Annotated in this window: 21 protein-coding genes; 11 read left to right on the top strand and 10 right to left on the bottom strand. The window is 67.8% G+C overall.

Annotated features, from left to right (window positions below; translation table 11 throughout):
* Positions 1–43 precede the first annotated feature (43 nt).
* Entirely contained in the window at positions 44–469 is a 426-nt protein-coding gene (locus tag CQW49_RS11125) for a universal stress protein (protein ID WP_003614649.1), read from the top strand.
* Between the two features lie 6 nt (positions 470–475).
* Here CQW49_RS11125 and CQW49_RS11120 read toward each other — a convergent pair whose 3' ends face one another.
* A complete protein-coding gene (locus CQW49_RS11120; protein WP_024749768.1) occupies positions 476–865 on the bottom strand; it encodes a hypothetical protein in 390 nt (129 codons plus the stop codon).
* An 87-nt stretch (positions 866–952) separates the two neighbouring features.
* The gene (locus tag CQW49_RS11115; protein ID WP_003614653.1) at positions 953–1,450 is read right to left on the bottom strand and encodes a Spy/CpxP family protein refolding chaperone; all 498 of its coding nucleotides are present in this window, start codon (positions 1,448–1,450) and stop codon (positions 953–955) included.
* Between the two features lie 394 nt (positions 1,451–1,844).
* On the opposite strand from CQW49_RS11115, the gene CQW49_RS11110 reads away from it, so the two are divergent.
* Positions 1,845–2,465 (top strand): transglutaminase-like cysteine peptidase, encoded by a 621-nt coding sequence (locus tag CQW49_RS11110; protein WP_003614655.1) that lies wholly within the window; start codon positions 1,845–1,847, stop codon positions 2,463–2,465.
* Positions 2,466–2,468: 3 nt separating this feature from the next.
* On the opposite strand, the gene CQW49_RS11105 is transcribed toward CQW49_RS11110, so the two are convergent.
* Both CQW49_RS11105 and CQW49_RS11100 read right to left on the bottom strand, forming a co-directional pair.
* Positions 2,469–2,999, bottom strand: coding sequence for a gamma carbonic anhydrase family protein (locus tag CQW49_RS11105; RefSeq protein ID WP_003614656.1), 531 nt, complete (start codon positions 2,997–2,999; stop codon positions 2,469–2,471).
* A 130-nt stretch (positions 3,000–3,129) separates the two neighbouring features.
* Positions 3,130–4,593 (bottom strand): lipopolysaccharide biosynthesis protein, encoded by a 1,464-nt coding sequence (locus CQW49_RS11100; RefSeq protein WP_003614657.1) that lies wholly within the window; start codon positions 4,591–4,593, stop codon positions 3,130–3,132.
* 316 nt (positions 4,594–4,909) lie between these two features.
* Here CQW49_RS11100 and CQW49_RS11095 point away from each other — a divergent pair, with 316 nt between their 5' ends.
* The 4 genes from CQW49_RS11095 to CQW49_RS11080 all read left to right on the top strand — a co-directional run bounded on the left by CQW49_RS11095 (position 4,910) and on the right by CQW49_RS11080 (position 9,995).
* Positions 4,910–6,730 (top strand): alpha/beta hydrolase family protein, encoded by a 1,821-nt coding sequence (locus tag CQW49_RS11095; RefSeq protein ID WP_003614658.1) that lies wholly within the window; start codon positions 4,910–4,912, stop codon positions 6,728–6,730.
* On the top strand, positions 6,727–7,701 hold the full coding sequence (locus tag CQW49_RS11090; protein WP_003614659.1) for a glycosyltransferase family 2 protein: 975 nt from the start codon (positions 6,727–6,729) through the stop codon (positions 7,699–7,701). The genes CQW49_RS11095 and CQW49_RS11090 overlap by 4 nt, the downstream gene beginning before the upstream one ends.
* On the top strand, positions 7,698–8,981 hold the full coding sequence (locus CQW49_RS11085; protein WP_003614661.1) for an O-antigen ligase family protein: 1,284 nt from the start codon (positions 7,698–7,700) through the stop codon (positions 8,979–8,981). Before CQW49_RS11090 ends, CQW49_RS11085 begins: the two co-directional genes overlap by 4 nt.
* 99 nt (positions 8,982–9,080) lie before the next feature.
* Positions 9,081–9,995 (top strand): DUF6492 family protein, encoded by a 915-nt coding sequence (locus tag CQW49_RS11080; protein WP_003614662.1) that lies wholly within the window; start codon positions 9,081–9,083, stop codon positions 9,993–9,995.
* Positions 9,996–10,284: 289 nt separating this feature from the next.
* Here CQW49_RS11080 and CQW49_RS11075 read toward each other — a convergent pair whose 3' ends face one another.
* From CQW49_RS11075 to CQW49_RS11065, 3 genes are all read right to left on the bottom strand, one after another.
* Positions 10,285–11,568: an MFS transporter gene (locus CQW49_RS11075; protein WP_003616042.1), complete on the bottom strand. Its 1,284-nt coding sequence runs from the start codon at positions 11,566–11,568 to the stop codon at positions 10,285–10,287.
* A 39-nt stretch (positions 11,569–11,607) separates the two neighbouring features.
* On the bottom strand, positions 11,608–12,978 hold the full coding sequence (locus CQW49_RS11070; protein ID WP_003616045.1) for a glycosyltransferase family 4 protein: 1,371 nt from the start codon (positions 12,976–12,978) through the stop codon (positions 11,608–11,610).
* 171 nt (positions 12,979–13,149) lie between these two features.
* Positions 13,150–14,718, bottom strand: coding sequence for a glycosyltransferase family 4 protein (locus tag CQW49_RS11065; RefSeq protein WP_099831781.1), 1,569 nt, complete (start codon positions 14,716–14,718; stop codon positions 13,150–13,152).
* A gap of 246 nt (positions 14,719–14,964) precedes the next feature.
* Here CQW49_RS11065 and CQW49_RS11060 point away from each other — a divergent pair, with 246 nt between their 5' ends.
* Together CQW49_RS11060 and CQW49_RS11055 are read left to right on the top strand one after the other, a co-directional pair.
* The gene (locus CQW49_RS11060) at positions 14,965–15,696 is read left to right on the top strand and encodes a response regulator (RefSeq protein ID WP_003609840.1); all 732 of its coding nucleotides are present in this window, start codon (positions 14,965–14,967) and stop codon (positions 15,694–15,696) included.
* Positions 15,697–16,327: 631 nt separating this feature from the next.
* Positions 16,328–17,236 carry an ATP-binding protein gene (locus CQW49_RS11055; RefSeq protein ID WP_244593380.1) on the top strand — a complete coding sequence of 303 codons (909 nt, stop codon included), beginning with the start codon at positions 16,328–16,330 and terminating at the stop codon, positions 17,234–17,236.
* A gap of 39 nt (positions 17,237–17,275) precedes the next feature.
* Here the strand turns inward: CQW49_RS11055 and CQW49_RS11050 are convergent, their stop codons facing one another.
* Positions 17,276–17,815 (bottom strand): TetR/AcrR family transcriptional regulator, encoded by a 540-nt coding sequence (locus tag CQW49_RS11050; protein ID WP_024749770.1) that lies wholly within the window; start codon positions 17,813–17,815, stop codon positions 17,276–17,278.
* A 147-nt stretch (positions 17,816–17,962) separates the two neighbouring features.
* Between CQW49_RS11050 and CQW49_RS11045 the strand changes: the two genes are divergently transcribed.
* The 3 genes from CQW49_RS11045 to CQW49_RS11030 all read left to right on the top strand — a co-directional run bounded on the left by CQW49_RS11045 (position 17,963) and on the right by CQW49_RS11030 (position 21,453).
* Positions 17,963–18,418 (top strand): copper uptake system-associated protein, encoded by a 456-nt coding sequence (locus CQW49_RS11045; protein WP_040566473.1) that lies wholly within the window; start codon positions 17,963–17,965, stop codon positions 18,416–18,418.
* A gap of 353 nt (positions 18,419–18,771) precedes the next feature.
* A complete protein-coding gene (locus CQW49_RS11035) occupies positions 18,772–19,182 on the top strand; it encodes a DUF2946 family protein (protein ID WP_003609846.1) in 411 nt (136 codons plus the stop codon).
* 75 nt (positions 19,183–19,257) lie between these two features.
* Positions 19,258–21,453: a TonB-dependent receptor family protein gene (locus CQW49_RS11030; RefSeq protein WP_003609848.1), complete on the top strand. Its 2,196-nt coding sequence runs from the start codon at positions 19,258–19,260 to the stop codon at positions 21,451–21,453.
* A gap of 50 nt (positions 21,454–21,503) precedes the next feature.
* Here CQW49_RS11030 and CQW49_RS11025 read toward each other — a convergent pair whose 3' ends face one another.
* Entirely contained in the window at positions 21,504–21,776 is a 273-nt protein-coding gene (locus CQW49_RS11025) for a DUF5132 domain-containing protein (RefSeq protein WP_003609850.1), read from the bottom strand.
* A 72-nt stretch (positions 21,777–21,848) separates the two neighbouring features.
* Complete coding sequence (locus tag CQW49_RS11020; protein WP_003609852.1) at positions 21,849–22,349, bottom strand: hypothetical protein; 501 nt, start codon at positions 22,347–22,349, stop codon at positions 21,849–21,851.
* Between the last annotated feature and the right edge of the window lie 2 nt (positions 22,350–22,351).

Genomic DNA, 22,351 nt, shown 5'->3' with positions numbered 1-22,351 from the left:
AACACGGCGAAGCGCGCCTATATCGAAGAGAGGAGGGCGCGGCATGTTCACAAAAATACTCGTTCCACTCGACCTCACCGAACCGGACCTCATCGGTCAGGCGCTCGACGAGGCGCTCGTCGTCGCCAAGGGGGGCAATGCGCGCCTGCGGCTCGTCAATGTGCAATCGCTGGTGCCGGTGGCCTTCATCGACTACATCCCCGCCAATTTCGACGAGGAGCTGCGCCTCTCCGCCGAGCAGGATCTCGCCGATGTCGCGGCCAAGCTCGATTATCCGAAGGAGCTGGTGACGACCATCGTACGCTTCGGCGCGATCTATCCGGAAGTGCTGGCCGAGGCCGAGGATTGGGGCGCCGATCTCATCGTGCTGAGCTCGCACCGGCCGGCCATGTCGACCTATCTGCTCGGCTCCAACGCCAAGACCATCGTCCGCCACGCCAAATGCTCGGTGCTGGTGGTTCGTCGCTGAGCGCCTTCACTCGCGCGTCCGCTCCTTCACGCAATCGCGCACAAAGTCGCGCAGCGCGGATTTGTCGACGCCCTTCGCCGCCGCCTCGACCCGGCAGCGTTGCCGCTCGCCTCTGTGGCCGAGACGACCGACATAGCAGCCGGCGATGAAGGCGTCGCGCTCGGCTCCGGCGAGTCCGCGCTCGCCGGCGTGGGCGGCGCAGGCGTGCCGGATCTTTCGGGATTCATATTTCGACAGCCGTCGTCGCAGCGACTCGGAACGTGGGCCGGCGACGCTGGCTCCCTGTTGCGGGGCGGGGAGAGGATGGTCCTGCGCCGCGAGGCTCGGCGCTGTCGCGAGCGCGAGCGCAAGGACCGCGCGCGCCGTCCGCGCGAGTCTCGGGGAGATCAGCTTCATCCAGACTTCTCGCATCGAGAGCGCTCTCGTGTTCTTTCTTCGAGCGAATTCCGATCGATCGGACGATTCCGTCGATCGGAAAGCGTTCTAGCCGTTCTTATCGGGGCGAAGCCCGCGTCGCCGGAACACGTCGCGCAGGTTCAGCGTGTCTCGCGGAATCATATCATCGGCGATGCGTCTCTGCTCGTCGGACAGCGATGCGAAGAAGGATGATTCGGCGTCGGCGAGGGCGCGCAGGCTCTCCGCGTGCCGGCTGAGCCGCTCGGCCCGCGCCCGCAGCGCCGCGCCGGGATCGCGGGCCGAACGAGGCTCGCGATTGCGGTCGATGGCGGCGGCGACGATGGCGGCGTCCCTCTCGTCGGCGACGCGCTGCAAATGAAGCTCCATCGAGCGGAACAGCCGGTCCTGCTCGCCGCTGAGGCGCAGCGCCTCGCGCCATTCGTCGAAACGCCGCTCGAGCGGCGGCGCCGGCGCGACGAAGGGATTCACCACCGCCGCGCGATCCAGCGGCTCGGCGATGGGCGGGGTGGAAAGCAGGCAAACGAGCAAAGTCGTCGCCAAGACAAAGCCGATGCGCAGCAACATCGCTGTCGAACCTTCGAGCCGAACCGCGAAACGAATGGGCGAGCCTTATGCGCCGCCATTGAGACGGAACCAAGGCCGCGCCCCGCTTCGGCCGCGCCGCTTCCGCCGCCGCCTTTAACCTTGCTCGCGCCGCCGCGCCGCCGATTCCCGCCTCGCCGGGCGGCCGTCGCCACCGCGCCCCCGTCGCCGCCGTGCGCGGACCCATGAAGAAGCGTCAGCGCGGCCAAGCCGATCGTGCGTGATCGCCCGCCTTCGATCCATCTCGTTCACCGGAAGTTATCCTTCGCGCCGTTCGATCAAAGTCTGAATCGGTTCGCATAAAATCCGAGCTGTCGGCTTAGATCGAGAGAAAAAGCCAAAAACTATTCTCGTCTCTGGATCGAGGAGACGAGCGATGTCCGGCATCGGAACGAAAACAGTGGCAGCGCTGGCGCTCTACAGCGTGATCTACATCGCGCCGGCGGAGCGGGCACGCGCGAGCGAGCAGATCGTCTACGCCGCGCTCGGCCCGGAAACCAGCATTCCCTTCGGCTGGCTCGATTTCTGCCGCCGCTATCCCGGGGAATGCGTCGGCTCCGCCGCCGCGCCGCGCGACATCGATCTCACCGCCAAGACCTACAAGGAAATTCAGAGCGTCAATCTCTTCGTCAATCATTCCATCCAGCCGGTCTCGGACATGGATCATTGGGGCGTCGTCGACCAATGGGATTATCCGACCGATGGCAAGGGCGATTGTGAGGATTTCGCGCTGGCCAAGCGGCGCCTGCTGATCGCGCGCGGCTATCCGCGTCAGGCGCTGCTGATGACCGTCGTGAAGGAGGCCAATGGCGACGGCCATGCGGTGCTGACCGTGCGCACCAATCGCGGCGAGCTCGTCCTCGACAATATGAGCGACGCGGTCAGGCCCTGGACGCTGACGCCCTACCGTTTCGTCAAGCGCCAGTCGCAGCTCGACCCCAATGTCTGGGTCGCGCTCGAGGGCGGCGGGCCCGCGCCGATCTATGTGTCACGCTGAGCGTCAGCCGATCGGCTCGAGCCCGCTCGCATAGCGGCGCGCGTTCTCCACATAATGGTGGGCCGATTCGAGATGGCGGGCGAGCGCCCCCTCGTCGAGCACGCGCACGACGCGCGCCGGCGCGCCGACAATCAGCGAATTGTCGGGAAACTCCTTGTTCTCGGTGACCAGCGCATTGGCGCCGACGAGACAGTTGCGGCCGATCTTCGCGCCGTTGAGGATGGTCGCGCCCATGCCGATGAGGCTCGCCTCGCCGATCACGCAGCTGTGCAGAATGACGCCATGGCCGATGGTGCAATCGGCGCCGATGGTCAGCGGAAAGCCCATATCGGTGTGGAGAATGCTGTTCTCCTGAATATTGGTGCGCGCGCCGATGGTGATCCATTCGTTGTCGCCGCGCAGCACGCAGCCGAACCAGATGTTGGCGTCCTCCTCGAGATGCACGCGGCCGATCACATGGGCGCCGGGCAGGACGTGATAGCGGCCGGACTCCGGCACGCGCGGCGCGATTCCATCGATCTTGTAGAGGGGCATGGGTGTTCGTCTCCTGAGAATCCTCCGCGCGCCACGCCGGGCCGAAGGGCGTTGGGCCCGTCTTAAAGCCATTCGGCGTTCGGAGGAAAGAGCAGGCGAGAAGCGAGCCTGAAGGCTCGCGGTCCAGATTTCACTCGGCGCGTCGCCAGCGTCGCGGTCCGGCCGCGGCCAATCCCGACTTTGTGAAGAGGCGCAGGGCCGCGCCGCTCGCGAGCGCCCGCAGCTCGGCGATGTCGAGCGCGAAGGCGACCGCCGCATAGGCGCCGGCGCCGGCCGCGACCTGCAGAAGCAGCCCGGCGAGCGGCGGCAAGGTCGCAGCCTCGCCGGAGAGAGCGCGCACGACCAGCGCCATCGCCGCCGTCGCCGCGACGACGCGGGCGATGCGGCCGAAAGGGAAGGGCAGCACGAAAGCGCGGCGGCTCAGCACATAGGCGTTGGCGAAACCGAAGATCTCGGCGGCGAGGCGCCCCCACACCGCGCCATCGAGGCCGAAGCGCAGAATCAGCAGAGCCGACACGATCAGATTGAACAGCAGGATCGAGCCGGTGTTGATGAGATAGAAGAGATTGCGGTTCGACAGCAGAAAGCTCGTATGGGTGTATTGCTGCGTCAGAATCTGGAACGCCACGGCCATCGCCAGCACCGGCATGGCGAAGCGCGCCGTCGCGCGGAAATCCGGGCCGAGCAGAAGATCGGCGAGCTGCGGCGAGACGAGAGCCATGCCGACACAGGCCGGCAGCGCCGCGGCGAGCAGCAGCTCGAGCGAGCGGGCGAGACCGGCGCGAGCCGCCGCCTCGCCCTCCTCGGCGAGCAGGCGCACCGCCATGGGCACGAAGGCGGCCGAGACGCTGACCGCGGGAATGAGCAGCGCCTGGCGCACGAGATCGAGGCTCGCCGCATATTCGGCCGCGGCGCCGACGCCGGCGAGCTCGGCGAGCAGGAAGCGGTCGGCGACGGTGGCGAGCGCCATCAGCGCCATCGAGAGGGTGAAGGGCGCGCCGGCGCGGGCGATGGCGCGAAACCGGGCGCGGTCGAAGACCGGCCGCGCCGAGCCCCAGGCGGCGCGCCAGAACAAGGTCGCGGCGAAGAGATAGGCGCAGGCCGAGGCGGCGAGCAGCGCCGCGCCATGGGCGGCCGCCAGCGCCACGCCGACGCCGAGCGCCGACACCGAGAGCGCGCGCAGAACCGTGCCGCGCAGATAGGGCGTCGTCTTCTGCTCGGCGCGCAGCACGTCCTGCCCGATCTCGAACAGCGACATGGCGAGCGCCAGCAGGGTCGCGCTCGCCGCGACGAGCGGCGCGAGGCCGAACAGCCGTCCGCCGAGATAAAACCCCGGGACGGCCGGAAGAAACAGCAGCAGGGCGGCGAGCACGACGCCGCGAATGTCGTTTCCGCGCGCCTGCTCGCGCAGAATGGCGAGCTTGAGCGCGCTGCCCAGCACCGAGACCAGCAGAGTGGCGTAGGCGAAGCCGAGCAGATATTCGCCATAGGCCGTCACCGCGAAGAGACGCGTGAAGATCATCGTATTCGCGAGGCCGAACACGGCCGAGAACAGATTGGCGGCGAAATAGACGGCGGTTTGCCTGGCGAGCATCGGGCGTGTCATTCCCTCGATAGGGGCGGCGTCGCCGCCTCTGATCCACAGCTATCCTGTGAAAGTTTCCGCAATGCTGCGGAATCCGCAGATAGAGAGCGCTTCTCTCCCGCGTGTCCCGATCGGGGACGGCGGGCCGATCGCCGCGAGCCGAGGTCCAAAAAGCGCGCCAGAGCGTTCGCTCGCGCCGATTGGCACAAATCCTTCTTCCCTTCCACGAAAATGCAAGTCTCTGCGTCGAATCGCAACAGCAACGATCGAGCTATGCTGAGCATAGCTTCGCTATCGGCAAGACGGAGTAGAGAATATCGCGATCATGGCAACGAAGGATGTGGATCACTCTTGCGCGATCCACACGAGCAGAACCACAGCTGTGAACATCGGGCCGAGCTTCGGCTGGTTTCATCACGCAGATGGCGATCGTGGCGTCGTTCTCTGCGCGTCGATCGGCTATGAGGGTCTCTGCGCGCACCGATCCTGGCGCGCCCTCGCCGACGCTTTGGCCGCGGCCGGCCTGCCGACGCTGCGCTTCGATTATCCGGGCGAGGGCGATTCGCTCGGCGACAGCGAGGATTCGCTGCTGCTCGATCGCTGGCGCGGCTCCATACGCGCTGCGGTCGACTGGATGCGCGAGACCGTCGGCGTGCGCGAGGTGGCGCTCGTCGGCCTGCGCCTCGGCGCGAGCCTCGCCGCCGAGGTCGGCGGCGTCGAGCGTCTCGTCGAGATTGCGCCCGTGGTGAAGGGGCGGTCCTATCTGCGTGAGCTCGACGCGATGGCGCGCATGCTCGCCGCCAGCGCCGGCGCGCCGACGAGCCCCAAGGGGCAGGAGGTCGAGCTCGAAGGCTTCGTCCTGTCCTCCGCGACCTGCGACGCGATCTGCGCCGTCGATCTCACGCGCCTTGCCGCTGCGCCCGCGCCGCGCATATTGGTGATGCGCGATCCGACGACGCGCTCCGTCGCCGACCATGTCGCCCGCCTCGAAGCGCTGGGCGCCGTGGTGGAGACGCGGGAGCTCGCCGATTATGCGGCGCTGACGCCGGCGCCGCTGCCGGCGCCGCCGCCCATGGATGATTTCGCCGCCATCGTCGCTTTCGTCGGCGCGGGGGCTGCGCGCGCGCGCATCCTTGCGCCGGCGCCGGGGGGGCTCGCCACCGACGTCTTCACCGAGACGGCGCTGCGCTTCGGCGCGGACGGCCGTCTCGCCGGCGTGCTGTGCCTGCCGCGCGGCGCGCCCGCCGCTACGGTGGTGATGCTCGACACGGGCGCCAATCATCACATCGGCTGCGGACGCTCCGCCGTGATCCATGCGCGCGCGCTCGCCGAAATGGGCGTCGCTTCGCTGCGCATGGACAGCCTCGGCGTCGGCGAGTCCGCTCCGGTCGCGGGCGGGCCGCGCTCGGCGCTCTATCGCGCGGAGCGCGCCGAGGACGTCGTCGCCGCGCTCGATTGCCTCGCCGCGCGCGGGTTGAAACGGATCACTCTGTTCGGCGTCTGCAGCGGCGCGACGCTGGCGATCTTCGCCGCTCTGCGCGATCCGCGCGTCGAGGCGATGATCCTCGCCAACGCGCAGGTGTTCGGCCGCATCGATGATGCGGCGATCGACGAATTGCTGACGACCGGCTTCGGCGCCACCTCGACCTATGTGTCCAAAGCCATGAGCGCCCGCGCCTGGGCGCGCGTCGCCTCCGGCGAGGTCTCGCTCGGCAAGCTCGTCTCCATCTTCGCCGCGCTGGCGCGGCGCAAGACGATGAGTCTGCTGCGCGCGACACGTCTCGGGCCGGGACATGGCAAGGCGCTGGAGGCGCGGCGCAATTTCGCGACGCTGGCGCGCCGCGGCGTGCGTATGCTGCTCGTGCATGGCGACCGCGACGTCGGTCGCGAGGAGGTCGACCTCTGCTTCGGCGCCGACGGACGCTTTCTGCGGCGTCTCGACGGCGTCTCGCTCGATGTGATCTCCGGCGCCGATCACGCGCTGGCGTCGCAGCTCTCGCGCGAGGCGATGCTGGAGCGAATATCGGCGTTTCTACGCTCCGCGGAGATGCGGGTCGCCGCGCCGCGGCGCAGATCGAAGACCCTCGTCGGCGCGCTGACTCTCGCGGCCATCGGCGCCCTCGCCATGTTGATGCATCTCGAATGACGCGCGCTCTTCCCCTTCCCGACGCGGCGCCCTGCGCGCAGGACCCCACGCATGTCGAGGCGGTCGTCTGCGTTCCGACGTTCCGCCGTCCCGAAATGCTCGCGGCGACTTTGAATTCGCTCGCGGCGCAGGCGACGCATGTCGCCTTCCGCGTCGTCGTCGTCGACAATGACGCGCGTGAGATGCGCGGCGTCGAGGTGGCGACGCGCTTCTTCGCCGAGGGCCGTCTCGACGGGCTGGTCTCGGTCGAGCCGCGGCAGGGCAATGTCTTCGCCATCAACGCCGCGTTCGGGCTCGCGCGCGAGCGCTATCCCGCGGCCGATTATTTCCTGATGATCGACGACGACGAGATCGCCGAGCCCCTGTGGCTGGAGGAGATGGCGCGAACCGCGCGCGAGCAGGGCGTCGACATCGTCGGCGGGCCGGTGCTGCCGGAATTTCCGGAGGGCGCGCCGACGGCCTATCGCCATCATCCGGTGTTCTGGCCGGCCTTCATGCAGAGCGGTCCGGCGCCGATGATCTACGGCACCGGCAATTGCCTGATCGCGCGCCGCGTGTTCGAGGGATTGGCCGCGCCCGCGCTCGACGAGCGCTTCAATTTTCTCGGCGGCGGCGACACCGAGTTCTTCACGCGCTGCCGCCGCGCCGGCTTCACCTTCTACTGGCGCCAGGAGGCGCGCATTCACGAGCATGTGACGCCGGGCCGGCTCACTCTGTCCTGGGTGTTGCAGCGCAGCCTCGCGACCGGCGCGATCAATTACAGCATCGATCGGCTGGCGGCGCGCAGCCCCTATGCGCGCCTGCGTCTCTTCGCCAAGAATGTCGCGGTGACGCCGCTCTCGCTGCATCGCGCGATGCGAATGCTGGCGGCGCGCCGGCATCCGCTCGCCGCCGCGCATCCGCTCGGCGTCGCCGTCGGGCGCTGGCTCGCGTCGTTCGGGCTGCTCCCGCAGCCCTATCGCCACTCGTGATCGCGTTGCGGGAGCAGGACGGGCTCGGCGAGCGCGAGCTCAGGGCGGCGCTGTTCTGCGCCATCCTGTTCATCGCTTGGATCACCTTCAAGCCGTTCAGCGATCTCGCCTCGCCCGACACTCTGGAGCTCGCTGACGGACGCGACGTGCAGCTCTACGTCGCCTTCGGCCTGATGGCGGCGGCCGCCGCCGTCTTCGTCTGGCGCAGCGATCGCGCTGGCCTCGCCGCGCTCGCGACGCCGGTCAATCTCGCTTTCGCCGGCTGGATCCTCGCGACCTGCGTCACCTCCGCCGATCCCTCCACGTCGGTGAAGCGCGTCGTCATGCAGATCTGCGCCTCGATATGCTGCCTCGCTCTCTTCCTGCTGCCGCGCGACCGCGCCGAGCTGGCGCGGCTCGCCGGCTTCGTGGCGCTGGTCATCGTCGGCCTTTCTTATTTCGGCGTGCTGTTCATGCCGGATCTGTCGATCCATCAGGCGACCGATATCGGCGAGCCGCAGCTCGCCGGCGACTGGCGCGGCATTTTCGGTCACAAGAATATCTCGAGCGCCATGTTCTCGATCCTGTCCTTCATCGGTCTGTTCGTGCTGCGCGCCGGGCGGAAGGCCGAAGGTTGGCTCATTTTCGGACTGTCGCTCGTCTTCGTCTTCGCTTCGGGCGGCAAGAGCTCGACCGCCATCTGCCTCACCACCATCGTCCTCTCCTTCGCCGCGGCGCGTATCCGCAATGCGGCGCTGTGGTGGATCATCGTGATCACGCCCTTGGCGCTGCTCACAGTTTTCGGGCTCGGCGGCGTCGTCTTTCCGCAATTGAAAGCGCTCACCGCCGCTCTGCCGGTCGACGCCAGCTTCACCGGCCGGATCGATATCTGGACGATGGCCGTGCCGAAAGCGCTGGAAAAGCCGATTTTCGGCCATGGACTCGGCGCATTTTGGAACACTGCCGAGCTGCGCTTCGGCGGCGACGACACCAATGTCTGGGCCGGCAACGCCGCTCATGCGCATAATGGCTATCTCGACGCCGTGCTCGCGCTCGGCTTGCCGGGCCTCCTGCTGCTCTTCGCCGCGATGATCGTCCAGCCGGCGCGCGATCTGCGCCGTGTGCTCGCGCGCGGCGACGAGCCGGCTCTCGCATTGATGTTCCTGCAAATATGGATGTTCAGCCTGTATCTGAACGCGCTCGAGACCATCTATCTCGATCGCGCCAATCCGAGCTGGATCGCCTTTCTGTTCGCGGTCTTCGGAATTCGTTATCTCGCGCAGTTCAAGATCAGACGCTGACTCACGGCGGTCGGTCCCGCCTTTGCGACCCATCTACCAAATGCGCCGACGTGTCCTATTTTGACACGGACAGTCTCTCACAGCCCGACGAGGACCGCCATGACCAAACGGATCGCGCTGATCACGCCGACCTATCGCGGCGATCTCGACCAGTTCGAGCTCCTGTGCGAGAGCGTCGACCTGCGTCTTTCCGGCTATGAACGGCATTATGTCATCGTCAATGACGACGACATGCCGCTGTTCGCGAAATTCTCGGTCGGGCGGCGCATCGTGCTTCCGTGCTCGCGCTTTCTGCCGCGCTGGCTGCGGCTCGTGCCGCCGTTCCTGCTGCGCAATGGACGGCGCGTCTGGTGGTCGTTCCGCTCGCCTCCGGTTCATGGCTGGCATGTGCAGCAGATCATCAAGATCGCCGCGGCGTTGCAGTTTCCGCAGGATCGATTCTGCCTTGTCGACTCGGACAATGTGATCATCCGCAATTTCGACATCGGCGCTTATGCCGGCGGCGCGCGCGCGCCGCTCTATGTCGCGCGCGGGGCCATCGAGGCCGACGCGCCGCTGCACGCCAAATGGACCGCCAATTGCGACCGCCTGCTCGGACAGGAGCCGACCGCCTTTCCGGCCGACGACTACATCGGCAATCTCATCGTCTGGGACAAGAACGCGCTGGGCGACATGACGCGCGCGATCGAGGCGGCGACCGGCGTCGACTGGTTCCTCGCTCTGTGCCGTACGCGCTCCTTCTCGGAATATCTTCTCTACGGCCATTTCGTGCGCAACAGCCCGACGCATCGCGCCGCCCATGACCTCGTCACGCGCAGCCTCGCCGTCGCTTATTGGGACGCCGAGCCGCTTGATCGCGAACGGCTCACCGCTCTCGTCGCGAGGGCGTCGAGCTCGAAGATCGCGCTCTGCGTCGAGTCCTTTTCGCATACGCCGATCGAGGCGATCCGCGACGTCGCGGGCCTCGCGCATCTGCCCGAATCGTCGCCTTTCGCTGGTGACGCGGCGGCGTGAGGGAAAGGCATCCGAACGGATGGGTCGCGTCCCTTCTCCCGCAGGGCGCGCAGGGCGGGAGAAGGTGGCCCGGCCATAGGCAGTCCGTCAGGACGCCCGTCGCAAGCGACGGGCTACGGCCGGGTCGGATGAGGGCCTGCAAAGGATAGCCGAGCCTTCGAGAGCAAACATCTCGCAGAACAAAAATCACGCGCAATTCTGGGGGCCCTCATCCGACCCTCGCTGACGCGAGGGCCACCTTCTCCCACAAGTGGGAGAAGGGAGCGCCCGTTTCTGCGAGGTTCGGGAATCACGCATCATCGATGCGCGACATCTTCTTCGTGTCCGTCATGCTCGCATAGACCAGCAGCGAGCAGAAGATCACCGCGGTCGCATACCAATAGAATCCGCTCTCATGGCCGGCGTTCTTGAACCACAGCGCCACATATTCCGCCGTGCCGCCGAACACCGAGACGGCGAGCGCATAAGGGACCGAGACGCCGGTGACGCGCACGGCGGCGGGGAACAGCTCCGCCTTCACCACCGCGTTGATCGACGTATAGGCGCCGACGATGAGCCAGCCGGCGCAGACGAGCGCGAAAGCGGCGAAGGGATCGCGCGCGTCATGCAGCGCCGACATCAGCGGAACCGTGAACAAGGTTCCGAGCACGCCGAAGCCGAGCAGCAGCGGGCGCCGGCCGATGCGATCCGACAAGGCGCCATAGGCCGGCTGCAGGCACATGGCGAAAACCAGCGAGCCGGCGCTGACCCATGTCGTCTGCGCGTCGGTCAGCCCCGCTGACAGCTTCAGGAATTTCTGCACATAAGTCGTGTAGACATAAAAGGCGAGCGTGCCGCCCATGGTGAGGCCGACGACCGTCAGCGCCTCGCGCGGATACGCCGCGAGCTCGACGAGCGCGCTGCGCGTCCTTGACTTCACGGCGGCGAAGGCGCGCGTCTCGTCGAGATCTCGGCGCATCACGAAGGCGAACAGCGCCAGCGCCGCGCCGATGGCGAAGGGAATGCGCCAGCCATAGGCGCGAAGCTCCTGCGGCGAGAAGACGAGGCTCTGCAGCGCCAGCAGCACCAGCAGCGCCAGCAATTGCCCGCCGATCAGCGTCACATATTGGAAGCTCGAATAGAAGCCGCGGCGGTCCGGCTCGGCCATTTCGGCGAGATAGGTGGCGCTCGATCCATATTCGCCGCCGAGGCTCAATCCCTGCAGCAGCCGCGCGAACAGCAGGATCGCCGGCGCCGCTTCCCCGATCGTCGCATGGGTCGGCGTCACGGCGACGATCAGCGAGCCGAGGCACATCAGCAATACGGAGAGCGTCAGCGCGCGGCGGCGGCCATAACGGTCGCCGATCTCACCGAACAAAGCGCCGCCGATCGGCCTCATGAGGAAGCCGAGCGCGAACACGCCCGCCGCCGACAGCATCTGCGCGAGCGGATCGTCGCCCGGAAAGAAGGAGGGCGCGAAATAGAGCGAGAAGGCGGAATAGACGTAGAAATCGTACCATTCCACGAGATTGCCGAGCGAGCCGACGAGGATCGCCCGCAGCCGCCGCGCCGTGTCGCCGAGCTGCGCGCGCAATCGCCCTCCGTTCCGCCGAGACGCTCGAACCTCGCGCGACTATGAAGCAGCGGCGCTCGCGACGCAAACGGGGGCGAAGGGGCGAGGCTCCGTCAGCGGCGCGGGACGCCATTGATAGGCGCCGGTGCGGATCATGTCGAGCAGCGCCTGCGTCGACTCCCGCCAGGTGACGACGCGCGCGGGCGTTCGCAGCCGTGGCTCGGTCAGCGCGCGACGAATGCAGTCCGCCAATGCGTCGGCGTCGAGGGGCGGGAAGAAGGTCGCGCGCTCGCCGGCGATCTCGCGGAAGACCGGAATGTCGCTGGCGATGACCGGCAGACCATGAGCGGCCGCTTCCGCCACCGGCAGGCCGAAGCCTTCCGCGAATGAAGCGGCGATCAGCGCATGGGCGTGCTCATAGAGGCGCTGCAGCGAGGCGTCGTCCGCATCCTCGAGCCAGAACAGGCGCCGGCCGAGCTCGTGATGGCTGCGAATGCGCCGCACCAGCGCCTCGCAACGCCATCCGCGCCGGCCGACGATCACGAAGCGCGCGTCATGGCCCGCGGCCCACAGCCGCTCGAAAGCAGTGAGCGCGACCGCATAGGCCTTGCGCGGCTCCAGCGTGCCGACCGCGAGGAAGTAAGGCGTGCGGCCGGCGGCGACGCCGGCGGCGTCGGCGCTGGGCTGCGCGGAGTCGATCTCGAAATCGGCGCCGAGGCGCCACCAGCCGATCCGCTGCGCTCGCATCGCGGGGCAATCAGATTGCGCGAGATGATCGACGAGGCTCTGCGCCGTGCTGCGCGAGACGCAGACGATGGCGTTGCACTGCGGCGCCAAGGTCTCGAACCAGCGCTGAAAATCGAGAAAGGCGGCGGGGGTGAAGGCGCCAGGATAAAGGAGTGGAAGCAGGTCGTGGAGGCCGAGAACAGTTTCGCCGCCCGCGTCGGCGACGCGGCTGATGATCGGGAGATAATCGTCGACCAGGGGAAAGCTCGCATCGAGCAACAGCAGCTTGTCGCCGGGCTCCGGCTTCACGACATCGGGAAGCGACGACGGCCGCCGCCAGGCGCGCAGGCGTCCATTCTCGATGAACACGGGCAGGCCGTCTCCGGTCGCGACCGCGCAACGGGCGATTTCGCGCACGACTCTTTGAATGCCGCTGCGCTCGTCCGTGCGCCGTATCGCGGTCATGTCGATGAACACGCGCGGCCGCTTCATCAGCGGGGCGAATCCGGCGAAGTCCGGGGCCTTGGCGGGCGCCGGGCCGCTCCGCTGCGCGATCCCCGCCGCGCGCGTCACGGTCCAATAGAATTCCTTCGCGCGCGCGTAGACATATCCCGTCACCGGATCGAGCTCATAGAGGTCGCGGCTGCGTTCGCGCTGCCGCTCTTCATTGGCGAGATAGACGGCGATGCGGGTGGAAAGGTCCATTGCTCTTCCCCGAGATTGCGAGAGCGCCCGGCCGCCAGCGGCGCGCCGTTCGGCTGCGACCTTTGTCGCGCGCCGCAATGTCCGCATCTCGTCCGAGGTGTCGCTGGTCTTTTCCGAACCGGGACGGGGCGGCGCCGAAACCATGGCGCGCCCGCCTTGATCGCCCCGCTTTCAGGCGAGCTCGTGGCTCCAATCGTCCTTCGCGATGACCGAGACGATGCGATGGGCGGCCTCGGTCCAGGAGGCGCGGCTGGTCGCCGCCGGGTCGCCGCTGGCGCGCCCGTCGAGGAGATCGGCGACGCGCGCTGCGAGAGCGCTGGGGTCGGTGACCGCAAAATACAGCGCGCCGGCGCCGCCGACCTCGCGAAACACCGGAATGTCGCTGCAGATCGTCGGCCGCCCGCGCCGCGCCGCCTCGGCGATCGGCAGCCCGAAGCCCTCGGCGAAGGAGGGCGCCAGCGCCGCCGTCGCATGGTCGTAGAGAAAAGCGAGCTCGGCGTCGTTCGCATCGTCGAACCAGAACAGCCGCCGCTGATATTCGGCATGGCCGGCGATCTCGGCGACGACAGCCTCTTCGCACCAGCCGCGCCGGCCGACGAAGACGAGGCGGATGTCGCGGCCTTCGCGCCACAGCGCGTCGAAGGCGCGCAGCGCGACGCGCTGCCCCTTGCGCGGCTCGATCGTGCCGACGCAGAGGAAGAGAGGCGCCGGGCCGACGGCGGCGGCGATCTTCTTGCGCGGCGCCGTCGCCGGGCCGCAGGAAATCTCCGAGCCGAGCGGGAACCAGCCGATCTTGAGCCCGCGCCGATGCGGCAGGCCGCGCGCCTCGACGAAATCGGCGAGCTCCTGCGCCACCGTGCGCGAGATGGCGAGAAAGGCGTCGCTCTCGACGAGCGCGCGCGCGAGCCAGGATTCGTAGCGGGCCGGCGTCGTATGATGGCAGGCGCCGGGATGCAGCGCCGGGATGAGATCGAAGATGCAGGAGACGACGGCGCCGCCGGCCTCGTGGACGCGGTCGAAGACGCGCGCATATTCGTCGAGCACATTCCAAGTGTCGGCGAGGGTGAGGAAATAATCGCCCGGCGCGAGGACGATCTCCTCGTCTTCCGCCTCGGCTGTCGCAGCGTCGCCGCAGAGCGAGGCGACGAAGCGGCGGCAGGTGAGGAGGCGCCCGCCCTCGCAGCGCACCGCGATCGCGGGAAGGAGCGGCGCGGCGTCGCGATAGAGCGCCTGCGTCACCATTTTCGCGACCCGCTGAATGCCGGTGCCGGCGTCATATCTGACGGTGGCGGTGACGTCGACGAGGAGGCGCCGGGCTTCGACGCAGCGGGCGAGCGCAGGAGCGCGCGGCGCCGGCGCCGGCGCCGCTGCCGCCGCGACGCAGATGTCGTGGCGGCGACGTAGCGCGCCGCGCAGAGCGTGAAAGCCGCCGACGAGCAACGCCTCGATGCGTCGCAGCGGCCGATAGATGTGGCCGGCCGCCGAATAGGTCATGAGATGGCGTTCGTGCAGAAGATGCAGCATCTCGGCGCGCGCATGCCCGAGCTGATGCTCGAGCAGCGCAATGCGCGCCTCGACCGGGCAGCTATCCTCGGCGGAAGGGAGCTGCGCCGCGATGGGCGTGGGGCGCGTGTCCGTCGCCGGCGCGGGAAGCTGCTCGCGCTCCGGCGAGGGCCCGAGCCAGCGCTCGCCGCCGCTGGAGACGGTTGAAGGAGCCGCCGTGAGGGCGTGAAGGGACATGCGTCTTCCCCGAGGTTTGCGCCGCGGCCGCTGGGAATGTCGAGCGGCCTTCATATCACCTCGCTTTTCGCCACCGCTAGTGTCCGGATGGCGACTGATTTGTCGCCGATGTTTCTGAAACGGGAACGTGCGGCGCCGGTCTGGACCGGACCCGCCCGCGGTTCAGCTCGCCGCAATTCGAGACGCTATGGAAACAATCGCGACAAATTTGCCCGTTAGAGGTCGTCGGATACGGGGGCGCACGGGATGCGGGAAGACGTGACGAAGACCGACGCCATTCTGCTCGTCGAGGACGACGCCGAGATCGGCGAGCTGATCAGTCGCTATCTGGCCACACATCAGATCGAGGCGGCGGTCGTCGCCGACGGCCGCGCCATGGACGCGACGCTCGCGGCGCGCGACTTCGACCTCGTGATCCTCGATCTCAACCTGCCGGGAGAAGACGGCCTCTCCATCTGCCGCAGATTGCGCGACGGGGCCAATCTGCCGATCATCATCGTCACCGCCCAGGGCGAGGACGTCGACCGCATCATCGGCCTCGAGATGGGCGCGGACGATTATATCGTCAAGCCGTTCAATCCGCGCGAGCTGCTGGCGCGCGTGCGCTCGGTGCTGCGCCGCTCCCGCGCCTCGGCGCAGACGAAGGAGCCGGCCGGAGGACGCTTCTATCAATTCGAGGGCTGGCGCGTCGACATCATGGCGCATCAGGTCACCGCGCCGACGGGCATGAAGATCGCGCTCACCGGAGCGGAGTTCGACCTGCTCTATGCGCTCTGCGAGCGGCCCAATCGCGTGCTGACGCGCGACCAGCTGATCGGTCTCACCCATGGCCCGACCGCGAGCCCGTTCCAGCGCAGCATCGATGTGCTGATCAGCCGGCTGCGGCAGAAGTTGGAGAGCGATCCGAAGAACCCCAAGCTGATCCAGACCGTGCGCTCGGAGGGTTATTTGTTCGCCCCGCAAGTGCTGCGCGCGTGAGGAGCTTCTGGAGGCGGCTGCGCCCCGATCATCTCGCCGGACAGATCGCGGTCCTCGTGCTCGTCTCGATCGTGCTGTTCCATGTCGCGGTGACGATCGCCTTCAATTTTCTCGATCGGGACGGCGCCCGCGGACGCTGGCAGCTGGCGGCGGGGGTCGCCTCGGCGATCGATTTCGCGCCGGTCACAGACCGGGCCCAGCTTCTCGCAGAGCTTTCGCGCGCGACGCGGGGGCTGCTGTTCACCCTGCGCGAGGACGCTCCGCCAGCTGCGGCGCGCGGCGTTTCCGAGGCGCAGCTAGCCGAGCTGCGGGCGCATCTGTGGCCGCAGGCCGAGGTCTTCTCGACGACGCCCGCGGGCCGGGCTGTCGCCGTCGCGCTGCGCAAGGGCGGTTATCTCACCGTCACTCTCGCGCTCTCGAGATGGGGCGAGCCGGGTCCCGGACCGGGACCTGGTCCTGGTCCTGGTCCTGGCTGGGGTCCTGGCCCCGGCTTCGGCGCCGGGGACGATCCGGGACCGGGGCCGCGGGCCGAAAGGCCGCCTTTCGGCGCGTCCCCAGACGGCGGACCTCCGCCGCCCCCGGGCCGTGGCTTCCGCCGCCCGCCGGAGGTCCGCCGTCCAGCGTCGGGCCCGTGCTGCCCTCTCCGGGCGTCTGGCTCACCTCGGGTCTGTTCTTCTTGCTCTGCGCGGCGATCCTCACGCTCTGGGCGTCCCGCGCCGTGGTGGCGCCGCTGGTGGATCTCGCCAAGCGGGCGGAGAAATTTCCGACCGAGTCGAGCGAGCGCGAGCTTCTGCCCGAGAGGGGCCCGCAGGAGGTGCGAGAACTCACGCGGGCGCTCAACCGCATGCAGGACCGCATCTATTCGATGATCTCCGCGCGCTCGCGCGCGCTCGCCGCGATCAGTCATGATCTGCGCACCATCATCACGCGCATGCGCCTGCGCGCCGAGTTCATCGACGACGACGCGTTGAGAGCCAAGATGCTGCACGACGCCGAGCTGATGGATTCGATGCTGTGCAAAAATCTCGTCTATCTGCGCGACGAGGGCCGTCGTCCGACGCAGGGCGTCGTCGATCTCGACAGCGTGCTGCAGACCGTCGCCGACCAGTTCGCCGACGTCGGCCGCGAGGTCTCCTATGAGAGCCTCGGCCGGCAGATGGTCAGGGGCGAGGTGACCGATCTGCAGCGCATCTTCGCCAATCTGGTCGAGAACGCCGCCGCGCACGGACAGCAGATTTCCCTCGCGGTGACGCGCCCTTCGCCGCTGCTGGTGCGAATCGATGTGGCCGACGACGGGCCGGGGATATCCGACGAGGACAAGGCGAAGGTCGTGGAGCCTTTCGTGCGCGGCCGGCCGGCGCGCAATATGAACGAGAATGGCGGCTTCGGCCTCGGCCTCTCGATCGTCCGAGCTCTGCTCGAGGAGGCTGGCGGCGCGCTCGAGCTCATCGATCGCGAGCCCCATGGCCTCATCGCCCGCGTCACGCTGCGGTCGGCCGGCGAAGCGACGCAGACGGCGAGCGCCCAAGAGCGAGCCTGAAGGCTCGCGGCCCCGAGACGGGCTAACGAGCGCTGAGCTTCAGGGGCGCGGCTCGCCTTCATCCCCTTGCCTGCGCAAAAGGCCGAGCGTGGCGGCGAGGCGCTCGGCCTCCGCCATGTCGAAGCGCATGTCCAGCTCCAGCAGCGCCCGCAGGCCGGCTCCGCGCATCAGATCGACGAAGGCGGTGGCGGCGGGATCATCGGCGCCGCGGCCGAAGGCGGCGGCGATCCGCCGCGTCAGCTCGTGCGCATGGGCTGCGAGGATCGGGCGCAGCTCCGGCTCCTCGGCGGCGGCGAGCACAATGGCCAGGAAGAAGCGCATCCGCCGCCGGTCGAGCATCAGCGCGAGCGCCTCGGCGACGGGGTCGGCGTCGCCGGCGCGCGGCGCACGTTCGTGCGAGGCCTGCAGCAACGCCACGAGCAGGTCGGGCTTGCGCGGAAAATAATAAGTGAGATGCGACTGGCGCACGCCCGCCGCCTTGGCGATGCGCGGCTGCGTGAGCGCGTCGACGCCCTCCCGCTCGACGAGGTCGAGCGCGGCGCTCAAAATTCGCTGCCTCACGCCCGGCTGCGCTGTCACTGCCACCGTCCCCGCGAAAATCCCGCGCTTGCTACCAAGAATTTCACCGCCGTGCGAGCGCTCGCGCTCACGCCCGTTGCCAGTGCTGTCTTGGTATATTACCAATACCACGAACAGGCGCCGTTGGAAGGCGGCCGGGAGGGAAAAATGACAATTCGACACGCCGGTTTGGGACTGCTCCTCGCGCTGCTGGCCGGGCCGGCGCTCTGCGCGGACGACGAGGCGGCCATTCGCCGCCTGCTGCTCGATCTCTTCGACAAGCCCGACGCGCCGCTCGCGGTCGCTCCCGTCGTCATAGAGGAGGACGCCGCCATCGCCGACTGGAGCCAGGGCGAGACAGGCGGTCGCGCTTTTCTGAAGCGCAAGGGCGGGGCGTGGGAGATCGTGCTCTGCGGCGGCGACGCTCTGCGCCAGAGCGCCTCGCTCGAGAAGCTCGGCCTCTCCAAGCCGCGCGCCGAGGCGCTTGCCGCCGCGCTCGCGCGGGCCGAGCGAGGCCTCCCGCCGGGGTTCGAGGAGCGCATGTCGAAATTCGACGGTGTGGTCGCGGTCGATTCCGCCGGCGGCCATACGCCGCTCGATCCGCACCACAAGCCGATCCCATGATGTCGCGACGCTTTCGCCGCGGCGGATGATCCGGCCCGCTTCCGCGCCCTGTTGAACGGCTTCATGGCCTGAACGATCCGCGCGCCGCCGAGCGTTGCGCCGGACACAGCGACGTCTACACCTGCGGCGCCATTTCGCCGCGGAGGATCGGCCCGAGCTGGTCGCCGCCGCCATCGAGGCTTTGGTCGCGGGTCTCGGCGCGCCGAGCCGTCGTCTCGCTGTGGCGCCGGGGTGACAGTGGCGAAGAAAACCAATGCGAGGCCGTGAAGACGGCGTTCGGCGCCTTGTGGCGATGGTCTTGGTCAATTACCAAAACAACAGCGACGACAAAGCTCGAGAACCGCGAGAGGCGAATGACCGGAGCGTCCGAGAGGCAGAAGGATTTGGCGCCGACGCCGCGCGGCCGCGAATTGGGCGCGCTGTCCATTCTCCTGCTGCTGATCCAGCTCGTTCTCGCCGGCTCGGCCGTCGACGGATCGCGGCTCTTCGCCGCCGACGCCGCTCAGTCGGTCGCGGCGCAGACTTGCGACGCGCCGTCCCATGACCGCGGCGCGCCGGACGGGCGCGCGCGTCATTCCGATTGCTGCCTCCTCTGCCAGTCCGCGCGCGGCGACGACGCGTCGCTCATCCCGCCGGTCGCCGCCTGGACGCCGCGCGCGTTATCGGGCGTGATCTTGCGCCCGCGTCTCGCCGCGACGCCGATGCGGCGTCCGGCCGGCTGGACCGGCTCCTGGTCGTCACGGGCGCCGCCCGCCTTCTCCTGATCCGCCGAAACACGCGGCCTCGCCGCGCTCCCTGCCCTTCGGACGGCCGCCGGCCGTGACTTCAGGAGTTCAAACATGTCCCGCTCGCTTCTGCTGCGCGGCGTCGCCGCCGGCGCGCTCTCGCTATCCGCCGCCTTTTCGTTCGCGCAGGAGGCGCTGCCGCCGATCGACGTCGGCGCGTTCGCCTCCAGTCCTTCGACCGACAAGGGCTCGCTCACCGCGCCGCCGGTTGCCGAGCAGCGCCGCCGTCTCTTGCAGACCGCCGGCTCCGTCGCCTTCGTCGACGCGGCGACTCCGGAAATGGAGACGCGCCATGTCGCCGATCTGCGCGACGCGCTGAAGGATGTTCCCGGCGTCTTCGTCGACACGCGCTATGGCCAGGAGCTGCGTCTCTCCATGCGCGGCTCCAATCTGACGCGCGACTATCATCTGCGCGGCTTCGAGCTGCTGCAGGACGGCGTGCCCATGAACTATGCCGACGGCGGCGGCGATTTCTACGAGATCGACCCGAAATATTTCCGCTCGATCGAGGTCTATAAGGGCGGCAACGCGCTGACTTTCGGCTCCTCGACGTTAGGGGGCGCCATTAATTTCGTGTCGCCGACGGCGCATACGGCGATCGCGCCGAACATGGCCTCGATCGACGGAGGCAGCTTCGGCTCTGTGCGCGGTCAGACGCAGGTCTCGCGCGTCCTCGGCGACTTCGACTTTCTGGTGAATGGAACCTTCACCGCATCGGATGGCTTCCGCCAGCATTCGCAATCCGACTATAAGCAGATCAACGGCAATTTCGGCTATCGCTTCTCGAACGACATCGAGACGCGATTCTATTTCGGCGTCTATGACGTCCATCAGCAGCTGCCGGGCACGCTGACGCTCTCGGACGCGCGCAGCAATCCGTCGCTGGCGACGAGTCCCTATATAGCGGGGGCGGGTCCCAACGGCTTCGGCGCCAATCAGGCGCGCAATGTGATGAATCAGCGCATCTCCAACAAGACGACGTTGCAGACCGACATCGGCCGCATCGATGTCGACAGCTGGTTCGTCCACAATTACCTCTATCACCCGATTTTCGTCGTGATCGAGCAGGAGGGCGAGACCTGGGGCTTCTCGCCCAAGCTCACAACGCAATTGGAGATCGCCGGCCATAAGGACGAGCTCGTCGTCGGCGGCCGCATCTGGGGCGGCGGCTCCACCGATAATTGGTTCGTCAACTACAACGGAATGAAACTCAATCCCGGGGGAGGATCGTGGACCAATTGGGTCGCGATGAGCAATCCGGGCAGCGATCCCCGCATCCGCAACAACAGGATGACCTCGCTCAATCTCGAGGCCTTCTTCGAGAACCGCTTTTATGTGACGCCCGAGCTCGCCATGCTGCTCGGCGCCAAGATCTTCAGCGACGACCGCCGCTATTCGGTGATCGGCGGCATTCCCTTCGAGCCGCTCGCCAATCACTCCGAGCAGAATTATCGCGGGATCGTGCCCAAGGTGGGCCTGATGTTCGAGCCGCAGAAGGATCTGCAATTCTTCGCCGCCTTCACCGGCAGCCGCGACGTTCCCGACTTCGTCGATCTGACGCAGGGCTTCTTCCCGCCGACGGCCGGCTCCAATTTCACGCCGCTCGCCGCGCAGAAGGCGTGGACCGGCGAGATCGGCTCGCGCGGCAAATGGGACCGCTTCGCCTGGGACGTGACCTATTATCACTCCGAGCTTCAGGACGAGCTGCTGAAGTTCAACGCCAATCCCGGCATCGGCATTCCGGCGACCACCTTCAACGCCAAGCGCACCATGCATCAGGGCGTCGAGCTCGCCGCCAGCGTCGATCTTCTGCGCGATGTCACGGCGCCGGGCGCCGGCGATCTCCTGAAGCTGTCGCAGGTGTGGACGTGGAACGACTTCCGCTTCGTCGGCGACGTCAATTATGGCGACAATCCGCTGGCCGGGATCCCGCGCCATGTGCTGCGCACGACGCTCGCCTACAGCCGTCCGGACGGACTCTACGTCGCGCCGGCGGTCGACTGGGTCCCGGAAGGATCTTATGTCGACTACATGCACACGCTGCAGACGCCGGGCTATCTGCTCGTCGGCGCGCAGGCGGGCATGAAGCTGCCCTATGGCTTCTCCATCTACGTCGACGCGCGCAATCTCACCGACCGCCATTACATCAGCGATGTGACGACGATCATCGACGCGCGCGGCTCCACTCCTGCCGCCTTCTATCCAGGCTATGGCCGCTCGGTGTTCGCCGGGCTGAAATGGGCGTTCTGATCACGGCGGCGGATCGTCGAGAGCGCTGCGCTCTCGACGATCGTTTCGCGTCAGGCCGGCGAGGGTTTTTCGTCGAGCGGCGCAGAGTGCGCGGCCTCGTGCTCGCGCTCGGCGCGCGCCTCGGCGATGAGATCGCCGGCGGCGTCGGTCACATTGGCGAGGGTCGTCTCATAGAAGCCGATGCCCGCCTTGATCGCGCCTTTGGCGACCGGACGAAGCGCCCGCCGCACGCCGGGAAACAGAGCCGGTATCACCAGCAGGGCTCCGACGCCGATCGCCACCGGGCCGAGCGCCTCCTCGAAGACATCCTCTAGCAGCGCCATGCTGTCCTCCTTCAGAGTTGTCGTCGATGCGGCATCTATCCATTCGCGACGGAGGTTCAAGGCCGTGCGACGTCACGCGGCGGCGCGAGCGGGGAGACGCCCGCGCTCGAGAAGGAGACGCTGCTTCACGATTTTGCCGCCGACATAGAGAAGCAGCAGCATGGCCGCGGAGGCGGGATTGCCGCGCGCCAGCTTCACGACGAGGAAGAGCATGAGGACGAGAGTGGCGGAGGCGCTTTTCGCGTCGACCCGGCCGCCGCTCCATCGGCGCAGGCTCGCATCGGCCGTCGCGGCGAGAGGAGAAGGACCCGCGCGCGGCGCGAGCTTCTGCGGCTCGCCGATGATCGTCACGATCTCCTCGCGCTTCAACATCTCGAGCACGCCGTCGGAATCGCGCGAATGAATGACGACGCACGACGTCGCCGCATTCACATCGACGCGCATCTGCGGCGCGCCGTGGCGTACACGCTCGCGCAGCGCCTCGAGGGCCGCGCGATCGCGCTTTCCCTGCACGACGAGGCGCAGTCGTTTCGGCGTTTGATGGGCGATGCGACATTCCGTGATCGCGGCCATTG

Source organism: Methylosinus trichosporium OB3b (assembly GCF_002752655.1).
Lineage (GTDB): Bacteria > Pseudomonadota > Alphaproteobacteria > Rhizobiales > Beijerinckiaceae > Methylosinus > Methylosinus trichosporium.
The sequence above is the reverse complement of the archived record's forward strand: the minus strand, read 5'-3'. Positions and strand labels throughout refer to the sequence as shown.

Bases quoted from the DNA above. Each gene is read 5' to 3' on its own strand.
- CQW49_RS11030 (WP_003609848.1), top strand. From the start codon at position 19,258: ATGTCCCGCTCGCTTCTGCTGCGCGGCGTCGCCGCCGGCGCGCTCTCG.
- CQW49_RS11090 (WP_003614659.1), top strand. From the start codon at position 6,727: ATGACGCGCGCTCTTCCCCTTCCCGACGCGGCGCCCTGCGCGCAGGAC.
- CQW49_RS11020 (WP_003609852.1), bottom strand. From the start codon at position 22,349: ATGGCCGCGATCACGGAATGTCGCATCGCCCATCAAACGCCGAAACGA.
- CQW49_RS11125 (WP_003614649.1), top strand. From the start codon at position 44: ATGTTCACAAAAATACTCGTTCCACTCGACCTCACCGAACCGGACCTC.
- CQW49_RS11045 (WP_040566473.1), top strand. From the start codon at position 17,963: ATGACAATTCGACACGCCGGTTTGGGACTGCTCCTCGCGCTGCTGGCC.
- CQW49_RS11110 (WP_003614655.1), top strand. From the start codon at position 1,845: ATGTCCGGCATCGGAACGAAAACAGTGGCAGCGCTGGCGCTCTACAGC.
- CQW49_RS11035 (WP_003609846.1), top strand. From the start codon at position 18,772: ATGACCGGAGCGTCCGAGAGGCAGAAGGATTTGGCGCCGACGCCGCGC.
- CQW49_RS11070 (WP_003616045.1), bottom strand. From the start codon at position 12,978: ATGGACCTTTCCACCCGCATCGCCGTCTATCTCGCCAATGAAGAGCGG.
- CQW49_RS11080 (WP_003614662.1), top strand. From the start codon at position 9,081: ATGACCAAACGGATCGCGCTGATCACGCCGACCTATCGCGGCGATCTC.
- CQW49_RS11095 (WP_003614658.1), top strand. From the start codon at position 4,910: ATGGCAACGAAGGATGTGGATCACTCTTGCGCGATCCACACGAGCAGA.
- CQW49_RS11065 (WP_099831781.1), bottom strand. From the start codon at position 14,718: ATGTCCCTTCACGCCCTCACGGCGGCTCCTTCAACCGTCTCCAGCGGC.
- CQW49_RS11100 (WP_003614657.1), bottom strand. From the start codon at position 4,593: ATGCTCGCCAGGCAAACCGCCGTCTATTTCGCCGCCAATCTGTTCTCG.
- CQW49_RS11060 (WP_003609840.1), top strand. From the start codon at position 14,965: ATGCGGGAAGACGTGACGAAGACCGACGCCATTCTGCTCGTCGAGGAC.
- CQW49_RS11115 (WP_003614653.1), bottom strand. From the start codon at position 1,450: ATGTTGCTGCGCATCGGCTTTGTCTTGGCGACGACTTTGCTCGTTTGC.
- CQW49_RS11025 (WP_003609850.1), bottom strand. From the start codon at position 21,776: ATGGCGCTGCTAGAGGATGTCTTCGAGGAGGCGCTCGGCCCGGTGGCG.
- CQW49_RS11105 (WP_003614656.1), bottom strand. From the start codon at position 2,999: ATGCCCCTCTACAAGATCGATGGAATCGCGCCGCGCGTGCCGGAGTCC.
- CQW49_RS11120 (WP_024749768.1), bottom strand. From the start codon at position 865: ATGAAGCTGATCTCCCCGAGACTCGCGCGGACGGCGCGCGCGGTCCTT.